This is a genomic window from Staphylococcus sp. McC-251-APC-3A2, from assembly GCF_009695665.1.
GTDB classification, from domain to species: Bacteria; Bacillota; Bacilli; order Staphylococcales; family Staphylococcaceae; genus Staphylococcus; species Staphylococcus cohnii.
Genome location: NZ_VUNO01000003.1, coordinates 231,457 through 246,074 on the forward strand (window position 1 = coordinate 231,457; position 14,618 = coordinate 246,074).

Here is a 14,618-nt window from a genome sequence, read left to right on the forward strand (position 1 = left end):
AAGCTTATGTAAACTTAAAAAATTCTAATTATACATTAGTATATATTATCTATTATAATAAATCATGGTTAAAAATTTATATTAAAGGACGGTATTAAATATGTACGATAAACTCTGGTCAAAAGATTTTATCTTCATTACAATGACAAACTTTTTAATGTATTTAATACATTATACATTAATCGTCACTGTCACTATATTTACGATTGATAAATACCACGCCTCGGAAAGCATGGGTGGTTTAGCAGCTGGTATATTCATCATCGGTATGTTATTTGGACGTTTAGTATCGGGAAGAATTATCGATAATCTGCAACCTAAAAAAGTGTTAATATACGGTATTATTTTCTCAATCATCACTGTTGCTTTATACTTCGCAATCAACAGTCTTCTTATATTAATGATAGTAAGATTATTACATGGCATTGCTTTTGGTCTATCTTCAACTGCAACTGGTACAATTTCATCTAGAATTATTCCAGATAAACGTAAGGGTGAAGGTATTGGTTATTATGCATTAAGTGTAACGACCGCTTCAGCAATCGGACCATTCACTGGTATCATATTAAATCAAAGATTTGGTTTCGAATCTATTTTTATCGTTAGCTTGGCAGTCATTATTTTCGCTTTTGTTATCTCATTATTCATCAAAGGGTTACCAAAACCAGAACCGTCAACAACGGACAATGAATCTAAGCAAAAAGGGCTTAGTGCTTATATCCAAAAAGAAGCATTACCAATATCCTTTGTTATCATATTCGTTGGTATCGCATATTCTAGTGTACTATCGTTTTTAACTGTTTATACAGAACAAATCAACCTTGCTACGGCATCTAGTTTCTTCTTTATTGTATATGCAGTAAGTACCTTTGTTACACGTCCGTTTACTGGAAAAATTTATGATCATTTCGGTGAAAATAAGGTAATGTATCCAGTATTAATTAGCTTCATGGTTGGACTCATACTTTTAAGTGCAACACATACAAGTTTATTATTACTTATTTCAGCAATTTTTATTGGTATCGGTTACGGTACAATCATTCCAAGTGCGCAAGCGATTGCTATACAACAGTCTCCAGTAGAAAAAATTGGACTCGCAACTTCTACTTTCTATATGTTTGCAGATTTCGGTGCTGGTATAGGGCCATTTATTTTAGGTGTGATTATCCCAATTATGGGTTATCGTAATTTATATATCACTATGGCTGCACTCGTTATTTTATCTATAGTACTTTATTTCATTCTACATGGAAAAAAAGTAGCTAAAAATACCAGTTATTAACGTTAAGCTTATGTAACCTAAACAAACCATTGATATACAAACGATTTCTTTAAATACAAAAGTTCAGTCACAATATATTTTGTCGCATTAATAAGGCAAGCAAACGAAATTCGTTTCCGTTTGCTTGCCTTATTTTTTGATAAATTTTTAATGCATTTCACTTTAAATCACCGCTAAACTGGCTTCAATTTCAGTTTTCTTCGCTTCAAAATCACAATTCTGTTGCTCTAACGGCTTACCTGTTTCGGCAATATTTTTGATACTTTCTATTTGAAATTGCCATCCAGCAAAATCTAGTGTAATATGTGGAAATTCAAAAGGTAAATACTCATAAAAGATGAGTTCTACATAGGATTGATGTTCATATAATTCAAATTTCACTTTCCCAATATCCCATGTAAAACCAATCCTTTTATTTGCTTCAAAATGTGTAATACGCATTTCTAAATCTTCACTATCATCTAAGTGAAACAACATTTTTCCACCTTCTACGCGTTCTTGAAATGACAATTGAGGAAACCATTGTTGTATCCCTTCCGTGGTACTTAAATAATCAAAAATACTATGTGCATCACTCTTGATTTTCAAATTTATTGTTTGATAAACACCTGATTGATCTTTAGCATACTGTATCGCCATTTTTATCCTCCTAAAAAAATAGGAATATAACCTATAAGTAATCATTACTTTGGTTATATTCCCTAAAATTTTTTTTATTATACTTTTTCTTTAGATTGTGATTGAAGCGCTTTTTCTTTTTTCGTGTAATTAAAATAGATGAGTCCCAATAATATAAACCATATTGGCGACAACACAACACCCATTCTTGTGTCAGGTACAATAAATAATATCAACAACACAAAGACAAAGAATAATTGTACAAACCTTGCAGTGTGAATACCACCTGGTAACTTGAACTGACTTTCTTTGTGGTGGTTAGGATTTGATTTCGCATATTTTGCATAAGCATGCATGATGAACATCCATACAACAACTAACAAAATAGTTGAAATTGCAGTTACGTAGAAAAATACTTGTGTCGCATTTGGAATAAAATAATTTAAAAGTACAGTTATAGATAACAACGCACAAGTGACAAGTATTGCGACAAAAGGTACACCTCTATGATTCGTTTTCATTAGCAAGTGGTGTGTTTGACCTTTTTCCGACAGTCCAAAGAGTATTCTACTATTTGCAAAAATACCACTATTACAAGCCGATGATGCTGCTGTAAGTACTACAAAATTGATTAAACCAGCTGCAAACGGTACACCAATTAATGCAAATAAGCTGACAAATGGACTGTTGTTCGGATCTATATCCTGCCAAGGAATAATTGACATCATAACGGCTAAAGCACCCACATAAAATAGTAAAATACGAATAGGTACACTATTGATCGCTTTAGGTATCGTTTTATGTGGATTTCTCGTTTCACCTGCTGTAATACCTAGAATTTCTATACCTGTAAATGAGAAAACAACCATTTGAAATGACATAAAGAATCCAGAAGCACCACGTGTAAATAATCCACCATTACTATAAATATTAGATATACTCGTTTTTCCAAATGGCGTTTGAATCGCAAATATAATCATCACTACACCCACAACTATGAGTGCCAATATCGTTACAACTTTAATAATGGCAAACCAAAATTCTAACTCACCAAACATTTTAGTACTCGTTAAGTTAAAAGTCATGAGTATCAAGATACAAGCTAATGATGTAATCCAATTTGGTAAATCTGGAACCCAATATTCTACATATTTCGCAACAGCTGTAATTTCTGCCATACCTGAAGTTATCCATGTTAACCAATACGTCCATCCTGTTACAAAACCAGCAAAAGGCCCAATTTGATCATGAGCAATATCTGCAAATGTTTTGTATTTCGTATTAGCAAGCAACATTTCCCCCATCGCGCGCATAAATAAAAATAAAACAAAACCTACAATAATGTAAGTGAGTAATATCGATGGTCCAGTCAAACTGATAGACTGACCTGCCCCTAAAAATAGGCCAGTACCAATAGCACCACCAATAGCAATAAGTTGAATGTGTCTATTGCTTAACTCTCTGTTTAATTTATTTGTCATAAATTTGCTCCAATTCCTTTGTTTTAAAACATAATCAACATATAGAACTTAAAATCATACCCCTTAACTTCAAGTTGCAAAATACTATAAATCAAAAATGTTTGATTGTATAATATTATTTATTTCTGAAAATTACAACTATTCCTCAAAATTATTTTAAATAAAATTGTGTTATTACACTATTATTTTATTTATACTATAAAGTTTATGAGTCATTTACTATATGATTTATTTCTATTTTCATTGTGCATTATGTTGATTTCATTCTATATCACTATTGCGAGGTAAAATCTATGTAAAATATAAATATTTAAGACGTATGTTTCTTCATTGTTCATAGCTATAGTAGAGAAGTCTAGTTATGACATAGTCCCAATATAGATGAGCAATACACAATGTAACGTGTCATAAAAAAATATAACTATTCTAATAAATATATGGTCTTTAATCATGGCTAGCCATTTTCGTACACCATTAAAAATCACTTTTAACTATCCCATGAGCACTTATATTTTAGTAACATTAAATATAACTATCTACAACATCATTCTCCTTTCAATATCTATTAAGATTTAAGTATAATTAACCAATTTTGTAATGTTGATTTTCACCACTGTAATGTGTTTTCTTGGCGTCCTCTGCAATATTTAATCACTATTTAAGCTTAAAATGAAATATTTGTTCACAAAAAAATTATACACCTTTATATTAATTGAATTTTCTAACTTTTATAAAAATTCAGTTTTTATGTATTGATTTTATATCTTATTATCGATAACATTTATATATAAGTAACTTATATATTGAAGTAATGATAGAGGAGATAAACATGACAGAAAATAATAACTTAGTAACTTCGACTCAAGAAATTATGAAGGAAGCCCTACATAAATTAGGTTTTGACGATGGTATGTATGAACTTGTCAAAGAACCTTTAAGATTTTTAGAAATTCGAATTCCTGTACGCATGGATGATGGCACTGTCAAAACGTTTAAAGGATATCGTGCGCAACACAATCAAGCTGTTGGCCCAACAAAAGGTGGTATCCGTTTCCACCCTGACGTGAATGTAGAAGAAGTCAAAGCATTATCGATGTGGATGACAATGAAATGCGGTATCACAAACTTACCTTTCGGTGGTGGTAAAGGTGGCGTTATATGTGATCCAAGAGAAATGAGTAATTTAGAACTAGAACGTTTATCACGTGGTTATGTCAAAGCTATCTCGCAATTTGTAGGACCTGCCAGTGATATTCCAGCACCAGATGTATATACAAACCCCCAAATTATGTCCTGGATGATGGATGAATATAGTAAAATCAACCGTTCAAATGCATTTGCGTTTATTACAGGTAAACCACTTTCTTTAGGTGGTTCGCAAGGCCGTAATCGTGCTACAGCGCTAGGTGCTGTAATCACAATTGAAGAAGCTGCAAAACGTCGAAATATTAATATTGCAGGTTCTCGTGTAGTGATTCAAGGTTTTGGTAATGCCGGAAGTTTCATTGCTAAAATTTTACATGATAAAGGTGCTAAAATTGTCGCAATATCGGAAAGTCGAGGCGCTTTATATGATCCTGAAGGTCTAGATATTGAACACCTTCTAGCATTGAAGGAACAACATGGTCGTGTAACACCATTGTTTGAAGAAGTCCTTCCTAATGAAAAATTATTTGAACTCGACTGTGATATTTTAATTCCTGCAGCATTATCTAATCAAATTACAGAAACAAACGCACATTTAATTAAAGCTAAAATTGTGGCAGAGGCAGCCAATGGCCCTACGACACAAGAAGCAACTAAAATATTAACGCACCGTGACGTTTTAATCATACCAGATGTACTTGCTAGTGCAGGTGGCGTAACGGTATCTTATTTCGAATGGGTTCAAAATAATCAAGGCTATTATTGGTCTGAAGAAGAAATTATCACGAAACTTGAAGAAAAGATGGTTGAAGCATTTAATAAAATTTATGATTTGGCAGAAAATAGAAAAATGGATATGCGCTTAGCAGCTTATGTTGTAGGTCTAAAACGTACAGCTGAAGCAACACGTTTCCGTGGCTGGGCATAATACTTACTTTCTATTTTATGGCGCAAAAAGCTGATTCAAATTTGAATCAGCTTATTTTTTTACCTTAGTATTCATGATTTAATCAAATTTCAAAATTAAAATACTTTCCTATTGATATATTTACATTTTTAAAAGGTTTAAAAATAGAATTTTCTGAATTTGTTTGAAATTAAAAATTATCCAATATATACTTATTTACAACAAAGGGGAGGTTATACATTATGAAAAACAATATTTATGGTAATGTACCATGTTTTTTAAATGGTAAAAATCTTACATCCACAGATAATTTAGATACAGATGTTATTGTTTATGGTGCACCTTTTGAAGGTGAAAGTACCTGGGGTGACTATACTGGTGTTGAATTAGGTCCAAAGCAAATTAGAGTTTGCTCAGCACGTTATAGTCAATATTTACCAGAGTTGAACCATATTGATATTAGCGAACATTTAACAATGGGCGATGTCGGTGATGTACCATTTGTTGCGCACAATAATCAACAAAGCTATGAAAACATTGAAAAATTCACTAAAAGGCTATGGGAAAGCGAGAAATTTTTAGTTGGTTTTGGTGGTGAACATGGTGTCACTTACCCTATTCTTAAGTCACTGACAGAAACGGGTAAAAAAGTGGGCATTATACATTTGGATGCGCATTATGACAACATGCCTGATTATGAAGGAGAAATTTACGCTCGTAATACCCCATTCATGAGATTATATGAAACAGATGGTATACGTAATGAAAGTATCATTCATACAGGTATTCATGGTCCTAGAAACAAACCAGAGACAGGCCGTTATGCTCAAGAAGCTGGTGCAGTAACACTTACGATTAATGATATTAGAGCAGCAAAAGATTTAAAACAATATGCTAGAGACATTTATGCTCAAGCGAGTAAAGATGTAGATGTCGTCTATTTAACAATTTGCAGTGATGTACTAGACTTTGCCTTTAATCCAGGCGGTCCTGTAGATGGCAATGGACTAAGTTCTTATGAACTATTAACAATGATATATGAGTTTGGTGCGTTAGGCTTATGCGGTATGGATTATGTAGAAGTTTATCCAATGCAAGACGCAAACCAGAACTCTGCACACTTCGTTTCAACAGCTGTATTATATGTACTTGCGGGTCATGTAAATTATTTAAATAAAACGAAATAATGAGGGGTGATGACATTGGTCAAAAATGTAAGGAAGATTATTAAATCTCTTGGTCCTGGTATGATTATCACCGCTTCATTTATTGGTCCTGGAACCGTAACAACAATGACACAAGGTGGCGCTGGTTTTGGTTATAGTCTATTATGGGCTGTTGTTTTCTCAATTGTTGCAACCATCGTACTCCAAGAAATGATTATTCGACTGTCACTCGTAACAAGAGAAGGTTTAGGGGAAGCAATACAAGAATTGTTTGCCCATAAAGTAGGTAAACTGATTATTGTATGGTTTACCTTAATAGCTGTAACCATTGGTTGTGCTGCTTATATTAGTGGCGATTTAATTGGAACTTCACTTGGTGCAGCATATCTATTAAATTTACCAGAAAATCTAGTAGCGCCTATCATCGGCTTTATTATTTTACTTATCGGGTTATTTGGTAATTATAAATTTTTGGAAAAAATAATGATTTTCCTTATGGTAATCATGGGCATCATCTTTATTACAACTATGGTTGTGATTAAGCCAGATATTTTTGGTATTTTAAAGGGTGTATTTGTACCTACGATTCCGAATGGCTCTATTATAACTGTCATAGCATTAATTGGAACAACAGTAGTCCCTTATAATTTCTTCATCCACTCTACAGCGGTACACGAACGTTTTAATGGTATAAAAGAACTCAAATTTGCGCGTTGGGATACTATTATTTCAATAACTGTTGGCGGTATTATTTCGGCAGCTATTCTTATTGCCGCTGCCACATTAATTCGAGGTGATGAAGTCAAAAGTATTATTCAACTTTCTGGACCACTTAAACCAGTTTTAGGCGATGCTGCACCCTTTGCAATTAGCATTGGTTTGTTTGCAGCTGGGCTTTCATCAGCGATTGCTTCCCCTACTGGTGCGGCAGCTACAATAAGTAGCTTATTAGGATGGAAAGGTGGCATGGAAAGTAAAAAATACAAGATTGTATTTACAGTCATTATCCTTATTGGTATTACAACATCCTCACTCGGATTTGAACCATTAGAAGTATTGTTAGTGGCACAAGCTTTAAATGGTATTATATTACCTATCGTTGCCATACTAATCTTTATTATCATCAACAAGAAAAATCTAATGGGCCGTTTCGTCAATAACATTTGGCTTAATATTATCGGTTTTATCGTTGTTTTAATCGTCACATTCTTAGGCCTTTATAGTCTAGTTGACGCAATTACAAGTTTCTTGTCTTAAATTAAAAAGACGTATAGTCCAATTGTCTACAAAATTGGTTACTATACGTCTTTTATTTACATTTTTAGCGATTACATTAAACGTTTTTCACTAAATTTATTATAAACCCATCTAATTAATAATGCAGCACTGATAAACAGACCAATATAGCCAAATGTTTTAAACACAAAGTTCACAAGATCTACAAAGCCAATAAAACTTAAGATAAAAGCTACAATTAAAGAAATTGCCAAAAGTGCAACGTAGCCTTTACTACTTGGTCGTGTAAATCTACTTAAAAATGGATACAACATACCAATACAGCTATTGAAAATAACACCAATCATTACTGCTGACATAAATACACCTATATAAGGATGTATATCATTGGCCAATAATAATGTAGGAATATCTACACTATTAGCATTTTGGATGTTAGCCATTAATCCACACGTCATAATTAATAACAATATACTAAATGACAGGCCACCGTAAAACGCTCCCCTACGCGCTGTTTTATGACTCATAGCATCACTACCAACGATGGTTAGGAAACTAAAGCTATTTCCAATAATTAATCCTCCATAAACAATTGCATCCCACCACCATATGGAACTAGACGTTTTAGATGGTTTTGTATATTGTGCTACCTCTGAAAATGGAATTGTAGGATTGATAATGTTATAGCCCGCAATCACTAAAACTGCGATTACTAAAAACGGCGTAACTACGCTTAATATTGTCATGATCTTATTAAATTTAAGTTGCAGTACAATAAAAAGTAAAATTACAATCGCTAATGAACCTGTCCACATCGGAAGTCCAAACCCTTGATAAAGTGCAGAGCCTCCACCAGCAATCATGACCACAGTTAAACCAAATAAAAAGAAAATTGTTAAATAATCAATTACCTTACCGACATATTTTCCGAAAATATGGTTCAATGAAATTTCATATGTATTCGCGTCCAAACGATAACCAATTTTTGAAATTTGTCTAGTTGCAAACGTTACAATAATACCTGTAAGAATTACTGCAATATATGCGTAATTTCCATGGTTAACAAAGAATTGTAATAGTTCTTGGCCCGTTGTAAATCCTGCGCCAACTATAAAACTAAGATAAGCGAGCGCAGTCTTAACTGCAGCCTTATTATCTTTACTCATTTATCATACATCCCCTTCAAAGTTAGTTACTATGTACTATTTATCAGGTTTTCAAAATAAATAATCGTTGTGCCAATAGATTAAAAACACAAAAATCGAAACAAACGGGAGCGAGACAAATATCATACTTTCATAGTAGTTGCTTTTGTCTCGCCCCAGCAAAAGTAACTAGGGTTAATAAACAATTTATCTAGTCAACTTTTTCACTTCATTCAGCCCATAACAACCGTATTCAATTAAATCAAAGCCATTCATTTATACCTAGACTCAAAAAACTTTAAAATTTAACCTAAATAGCTCCTGCCTCTTCTAAATTTTTCCCTTTCGTTTCCGGTGCCATATAGATTGACAGTATAAAACCAATAAATAATAGGGTTGATGAAATATACATTGTTATGCTCAACCCATAATTTTCTAAAATCATCGGAAAGAAAAATGTACTTAAAGCAGATGCTAATCGACTCACAGTAGTAGTAAATCCTCCACCTGTACCACGTACATAAGTTGGGAATAGTTCATATGGATAAATCCATTGGTGGCTTCCCATAGCTGTATTGAAAATACCGTAAATAATAAATAGTACAAGTATAATTAGAAATGGAGCGTTTCCTCCAGATACTATACCTAATGATAACAAAGCTAGTGCAGTAATCAAGAAGGGCCATATCAAAGTTGGTCTTCTTCCATACTTTTCAACTAAGTATAATGCTGGAAAAATACCTATTAAATAAAACATATTAATAACAGCAGATCCTAAATATTTTTGTGAGCCTTCATGGAATCCAAATTGTGAAAGAATCTCAGGGATATACGTTCCAATAGCAAATGTAGTCATCACTTGTAATGACCAAAATACAGAAACAAAAAATGTACGTCTGCCATAACCATTTTTAAAAATATCTGCCAAATTTGTTTTCTTATGCTCATGAATTGTATTTGAAACAACCACGTCGTCACCAAATATTTTTTTTACAATTTGTGCTGCTTCTACACTTTTCCCTTGTTTTGTTAACCAGTGTGGAGATTCTGGCATATTAAGTCGAGCTAATAATAAAAAGATAATTGGTAAAGCCCCGCTTAATAACATCCATCTCCAACTCTCTGTGCCTAATGGGAGCATAAAATAACCAACAAGATACGAAATAGCATAGCCAATAAACCAAAATGCATTAATGCCACCTAACAATGCTCCCCTATGCTTTCTGGGTGCAAATTCGCTCATAAGCGAACCAGCTATTGGATAATCTGTACCTAGTGCAATACCAATCAACAGTCTCAATACTACTAACTGCATTGGATCTGCAACAAAAAATTGTGCGGTGGTGAAAACACCTAATAACAACATATCAATAATAAACATTTTTTTCCGTCCTAATATGTCAGTAAAATAACCGCCAACTAACCCGCCAATGACCATACCTGCTAATGTCCCCATACCTAGTAAACCAATCATCGTCACAGACATTTCAAAATCATTTTGCATTACTGAAAGTGCGATGGCTATAATTCCTAAACTATAGCCATCAACAAAAGAACTGCCACTAGCATAAGAAAAAATTTTCATGTGAAACTTGCAAAAGGGCATATCCTCCATAGATTTATTTGTCATAAAATAGCCTCCACATCGTTTTTGTAAACGCTTACAAAACTTCTCGCAAATCTTCATTTTTGGTAAAACCTAATAAGCTATTAATATTTTGAGCAGCAGTATACCCAGTTTGAATTGCTGTTTCAGTATAAAACGTGCCTAAATAATCGCCTGCTAAAAACAAACGCCCTTCTGGTTCTATTAATGTTGATTGTATATCAGCACGTCCAGGATACACATACGCTGATCCATATGGAAATTTATTCACCTTAGCTTCTACGACATAATCTCTAAACCCAGGAAGAATCTCTTCTAAATCATTCAGGTATATTTCTAATATTTCGTCTTCAGATTTGTCAATTAATGCTTTACCTCTATTCGCAGGTGAAAATGTCATAAAGCTACTGCCCTGTTCACGATTTTTCTGTTGTGCATGAATGACATTTGAATTGTGTATTAAGATATCGAATGATCTCTTGGGAGTAGCAAATGCGTACACATCATCCCAAATTTGTTTACCTTGTTCATTTGTTAAAAATGATGCACTCACATGCGGGCCATATTTAATTTGGCTAAGTGCATAATCTAGCTTTGCACTTAAATTTTTTGTAATTTTACGTGTGATTGGTGCTGGTGTAGTTATGATGGCATACTTTGCAGTTTCCACAAACTCAGTTCCATTTTGTTGATATTTCACTGTTACAAAGTCTTGATTATGAATGATTTCCTGGACGTGTGCATTGATTTCAACTTTATTTTTTAAATGGTTGGCAATTGTGTTCGTTAATGTCGATGGACCTCCCATTATGTTTTGGGATAAACCGCCTTTTTTATTCCAAATCATATGAAAGTAACCGATGCCTGCACCAGCTGAAATTTGTTCAGGTTCACCTGTTGACCTACTTACTGTAGGTCTAAAAATAGCATCTGCGTCAACTGGTAATTTTCCTGTAAACTCCGAAAATGTTTTATTATTCATAAAATCTAAAATGCGTTGTTGTTGTACACTATAATCTTCAACTTCTTTCTTTTGAGCAACCTTCGCATATTTCATCACTGCAGCTCTTACTTTTGCACCTGCAGTCAACATTGCTAGTCTAGATTTCCATGAAATAGGCACTCTAAATGGGTACAATTCTACTCGTCCATCTAACAAAAGTTTTCCATTTAAATGCATAGCAGAAAGTTTTCCAGGCACTGGTAATGACTTAACACCTACAGATTTTAATAAATCATCTGTTGCTGATCCTTCGCCTGCATAAACATGCCCGCCCCAATTCATCCAATAGTTACCACGTCTTTCAGACATCACGCGTCCACCAACACGATTTTCTGATTCTAATAATAGTATATCGTGGTTACTTAATCTCCATGCCGCTGATAATCCTGCCAATCCACCACCGATAATAATGACATCTTTCATATTAGCACCTTCTTATTCTAATTTTCTTGCACTTAGTTATTTATTTCATTCAATAATTGTGTCATTTTCTTTTCAAAAGATTCAGATGCTGGTTGTAACGGCAAGCGGCACGCAGTTCCTGAGATACCTAATGCTTTCAAACCAGCTTTAACTGTTCCAGGTACAGTTTCTTCTTCTAACAAGTTAAATAAAGGTAGTAATTTCTTATTTAATTCAGCTGCTTCTTTTACATTATTTTCTTGAACTAACTCATACAGTTTTGCAATTTTATCCGGAACTAAATTATGTACAAGGCCTATTGCACCATTTGCTCCTATTGATAATGAAGGTAAAAATAGATCTTCAAAACCATTTAACAAAGCAAAATCTGTATTATCTTTCACTAAGTTAAGTAATTTAGATGTATGAATACCGTCTGCAGTATTTTTAATACCGATCACACCTTCAATTTGACTAATTTCATGTATTAATTCAGGTGAAAGTTCAACGCCTGTTGCATCTGGATAATGATAAATAACGATGCCAATGTCAGCATTTTTAGCCACAGCTTTATAATGATCTAATATCCCTTCGTCACTTGTAACCATATAATATGGATTGATGACTAATGCTGAGTCTGCACCAACATGTTCTGCATAATTCGTCAATTCAATTGTATCAAGCGTTCTATGACAACCAGTTCCTGCCATTACTTGGACTCTTTTATTCACTTGGGATGTTACAAATGCTATGATTTTTTTTCGCTCTTCGAAAGTCATCAGTGAGTATTCTCCAGTACTCCCCCCTACTAGCACGCCGTGAATTCCTCCTGCAATTACATGTTCGATTAATTTTTCAAACGATTCAAAATCAATATCTCCATTTTCTAACATTGGTGTTGGTAAAGCTGCTATCATTCCATATGGTTTATACATAATATTATGCTCCTTATCTTTTTTTATTTTAATCTATATTAATCATGACGCTTTTAACTGACGTATAGCTTTCTAATCCATACTCGCCGCCCATTTCTCTACCGATACCAGATTGTTTATATCCACCAAAAGGCATTGTTTCTATTTCAAGACCGACTGTGTTAATCCATACTGTGCCAGCTTCTAACTTTTTGGATATATAATGACCGTGTTTAATATTTTGTGTCCAAACACTTGAAGCTAAACCATACTGACTATCATTAGCTCTATCAATGACTTCATCAATATCATCAAATACAAAGACAGACATGACTGGACCAAATATTTCTTCTCTCGCAATGGTCATATCATCTTCCACATCTGCAAAAATAGTAGGTTCAACATAATACCCCTGTTCATATACTTGATTACCACCAAATATTAATCTGGCACCTTCTTTTTTTCCTTTCTCTATATAATCTATTACTTTGTCTTGTTGTCTCTTTGAAATCAACGGCCCCATATCATAACTGTCATCCATACTTGGACCTAATTTTATTGACGCTGCTTTTTCCTTTAATCCCTCTAAAACAGTTTCATAAATATCTCTATGCACATAAACACGCGTACAAGCGCTACAATTCTGTCCTTGGTTATACATTGTGCCACTAAATGCGCCTTCAATCGCTTCATCTAAGTCAGCATCTTTTAATAAAATAGCTGGAGATTTACCGCCTAATTCTAACGTGACATTTTTTATTTCATCTGCTGCACTTTTCATTACATTCTTACCTACATTTGTAGAACCAGTAAATGCGATTTTATCTATTTTCGAATGATTTACGATTGCCTCACCTGCTGTTTTACCTGGGCCAGGAACAATATTAACTACCCCATCAGGAAAGCCAGCCTGCTTAAATAACTGAGCTGCATATAATAACGATAATGGCGTTTCAGTCGCTGGTTTTATAACAATCGTACAACCCACGGCCAATGCAGCACCTAATTTCCAGGAAGCCATTAATAATGGAAAATTCCAAGGAATAATTTGTCCAACAACACCAATAGGTTCGTGAACCGTGTAACTGACCAAGTCATTTGAAATTTGAGTGGTTTTACCACTAATTTTTGTTGCAAATCCAGCATAATATTCAAATTGTTGAATTGTTCCATCTATATCATCCACTAATGCAACATCATATGGTTTGCCACTATCAATAGATTCAAGTTGAGCCAACTCTTCTCGATGTGCTTTTAACAACTGTGCAAAATCATAAATAATATTACTTCTTGTATGCGCTTCCATTTTTGTCCATTCACCATTATCAAAAGCTGCTCTTGCTGAATCAACTGCATAATCAATATCTACATGATCAGCTTCATGTACATTAGTTATGACCTTTTCAGTAGAAGGATCCAAAACTTCAAATACCTTTCCTTCATTAGCATTACAATAAGAGCCATTAATATAAAGTTGGATATCTTCTTTCAAAAATGATTGCACTTTTGGTTTTAAATCTTCAAATTTATAATTTAGCAATTTTATACCCCCTTGTTTTTATTAAATAGAATATTATCACTTAAATGAACAAATGTAAACCCTTACATTTGTAAAAGGAATATTTTTGTTCTTTTTCAGAATTTTTATTTGCTATAAACCTTTGTTATGATATAGATATAGTTATTTGAATGAACAGAAACGAGGCGCTTGG

Annotated in this window: 11 protein-coding genes; 4 read left to right on the plus strand and 7 right to left on the minus strand. The window is 33.6% G+C overall.

What is annotated here, in order from left to right:
• The first annotated feature begins 100 nt into the window (after positions 1-100).
• Positions 101-1,282: an MFS transporter gene (locus FYJ81_RS08745; RefSeq protein ID WP_154409568.1), complete on the plus strand. Its 1,182-nt coding sequence runs from the start codon at positions 101-103 to the stop codon at positions 1,280-1,282.
• 162 nt (positions 1,283-1,444) lie between these two features.
• On the opposite strand, the gene FYJ81_RS08750 is transcribed toward FYJ81_RS08745, so the two are convergent.
• Together FYJ81_RS08750 and FYJ81_RS08755 are read right to left on the minus strand one after the other, a co-directional pair.
• Positions 1,445-1,921, minus strand: coding sequence for an SRPBCC domain-containing protein (locus tag FYJ81_RS08750; protein ID WP_154409569.1), 477 nt, complete (start codon positions 1,919-1,921; stop codon positions 1,445-1,447).
• Positions 1,922-1,998: 77 nt separating this feature from the next.
• Complete coding sequence (locus FYJ81_RS08755; protein WP_154409570.1) at positions 1,999-3,381, minus strand: amino acid permease; 1,383 nt, start codon at positions 3,379-3,381, stop codon at positions 1,999-2,001.
• A gap of 829 nt (positions 3,382-4,210) precedes the next feature.
• On the opposite strand from FYJ81_RS08755, the gene FYJ81_RS08760 reads away from it, so the two are divergent.
• The 3 genes from FYJ81_RS08760 to FYJ81_RS08770 all read left to right on the plus strand — a co-directional run bounded on the left by FYJ81_RS08760 (position 4,211) and on the right by FYJ81_RS08770 (position 7,857).
• Positions 4,211-5,455, plus strand: a complete 1,245-nt coding sequence (locus FYJ81_RS08760; protein WP_107384029.1) for a Glu/Leu/Phe/Val family dehydrogenase — start codon at positions 4,211-4,213, stop codon at positions 5,453-5,455.
• A 221-nt stretch (positions 5,456-5,676) separates the two neighbouring features.
• Complete coding sequence (locus FYJ81_RS08765; protein ID WP_119535613.1) at positions 5,677-6,621, plus strand: agmatinase family protein; 945 nt, start codon at positions 5,677-5,679, stop codon at positions 6,619-6,621.
• A 60-nt stretch (positions 6,622-6,681) separates the two neighbouring features.
• Positions 6,682-7,857, plus strand: coding sequence for an Nramp family divalent metal transporter (locus FYJ81_RS08770; RefSeq protein WP_394859105.1), 1,176 nt, complete (start codon positions 6,682-6,684; stop codon positions 7,855-7,857).
• Between the two features lie 71 nt (positions 7,858-7,928).
• Here FYJ81_RS08770 and FYJ81_RS08775 read toward each other — a convergent pair whose 3' ends face one another.
• The 5 genes from FYJ81_RS08775 to FYJ81_RS08795 all read right to left on the minus strand — a co-directional run bounded on the left by FYJ81_RS08775 (position 7,929) and on the right by FYJ81_RS08795 (position 14,446).
• Complete coding sequence (locus tag FYJ81_RS08775) at positions 7,929-9,002, minus strand: YkvI family membrane protein (protein WP_107385826.1); 1,074 nt, start codon at positions 9,000-9,002, stop codon at positions 7,929-7,931.
• Between the two features lie 289 nt (positions 9,003-9,291).
• Positions 9,292-10,611 carry an MFS transporter gene (locus tag FYJ81_RS08780; RefSeq protein WP_107385827.1) on the minus strand — a complete coding sequence of 440 codons (1,320 nt, stop codon included), beginning with the start codon at positions 10,609-10,611 and terminating at the stop codon, positions 9,292-9,294.
• Positions 10,612-10,642: 31 nt separating this feature from the next.
• Positions 10,643-12,013, minus strand: coding sequence for a flavin monoamine oxidase family protein (locus FYJ81_RS08785; RefSeq protein WP_154409571.1), 1,371 nt, complete (start codon positions 12,011-12,013; stop codon positions 10,643-10,645).
• Between the two features lie 32 nt (positions 12,014-12,045).
• On the minus strand, positions 12,046-12,927 hold the full coding sequence (gene dapA, locus FYJ81_RS08790) for a 4-hydroxy-tetrahydrodipicolinate synthase (protein ID WP_107385829.1): 882 nt from the start codon (positions 12,925-12,927) through the stop codon (positions 12,046-12,048).
• 28 nt (positions 12,928-12,955) lie between these two features.
• A complete protein-coding gene (locus FYJ81_RS08795; protein ID WP_154409572.1) occupies positions 12,956-14,446 on the minus strand; it encodes an aldehyde dehydrogenase family protein in 1,491 nt (496 codons plus the stop codon).
• Positions 14,447-14,618 lie beyond the last annotated feature (172 nt).

Excerpts from the sequence above, each read along its gene's own strand:
- FYJ81_RS08745 (WP_154409568.1), top strand. The coding sequence starts at position 101 with ATGTACGATAAACTCTGGTCAAAAGATTTTATCTTCATTACAATGACA.
- FYJ81_RS08750 (WP_154409569.1), bottom strand. The coding sequence starts at position 1,921 with ATGGCGATACAGTATGCTAAAGATCAATCAGGTGTTTATCAAACAATA.
- FYJ81_RS08755 (WP_154409570.1), bottom strand. The coding sequence starts at position 3,381 with ATGACAAATAAATTAAACAGAGAGTTAAGCAATAGACACATTCAACTT.
- FYJ81_RS08760 (WP_107384029.1), top strand. The coding sequence starts at position 4,211 with ATGACAGAAAATAATAACTTAGTAACTTCGACTCAAGAAATTATGAAG.
- FYJ81_RS08765 (WP_119535613.1), top strand. The coding sequence starts at position 5,677 with ATGAAAAACAATATTTATGGTAATGTACCATGTTTTTTAAATGGTAAA.
- FYJ81_RS08770 (WP_394859105.1), top strand. The coding sequence starts at position 6,682 with ATGATTATCACCGCTTCATTTATTGGTCCTGGAACCGTAACAACAATG.
- FYJ81_RS08775 (WP_107385826.1), bottom strand. The coding sequence starts at position 9,002 with ATGAGTAAAGATAATAAGGCTGCAGTTAAGACTGCGCTCGCTTATCTT.
- FYJ81_RS08780 (WP_107385827.1), bottom strand. The coding sequence starts at position 10,611 with ATGACAAATAAATCTATGGAGGATATGCCCTTTTGCAAGTTTCACATG.
- FYJ81_RS08785 (WP_154409571.1), bottom strand. The coding sequence starts at position 12,013 with ATGAAAGATGTCATTATTATCGGTGGTGGATTGGCAGGATTATCAGCG.
- dapA (WP_107385829.1), bottom strand. The coding sequence starts at position 12,927 with ATGTATAAACCATATGGAATGATAGCAGCTTTACCAACACCAATGTTA.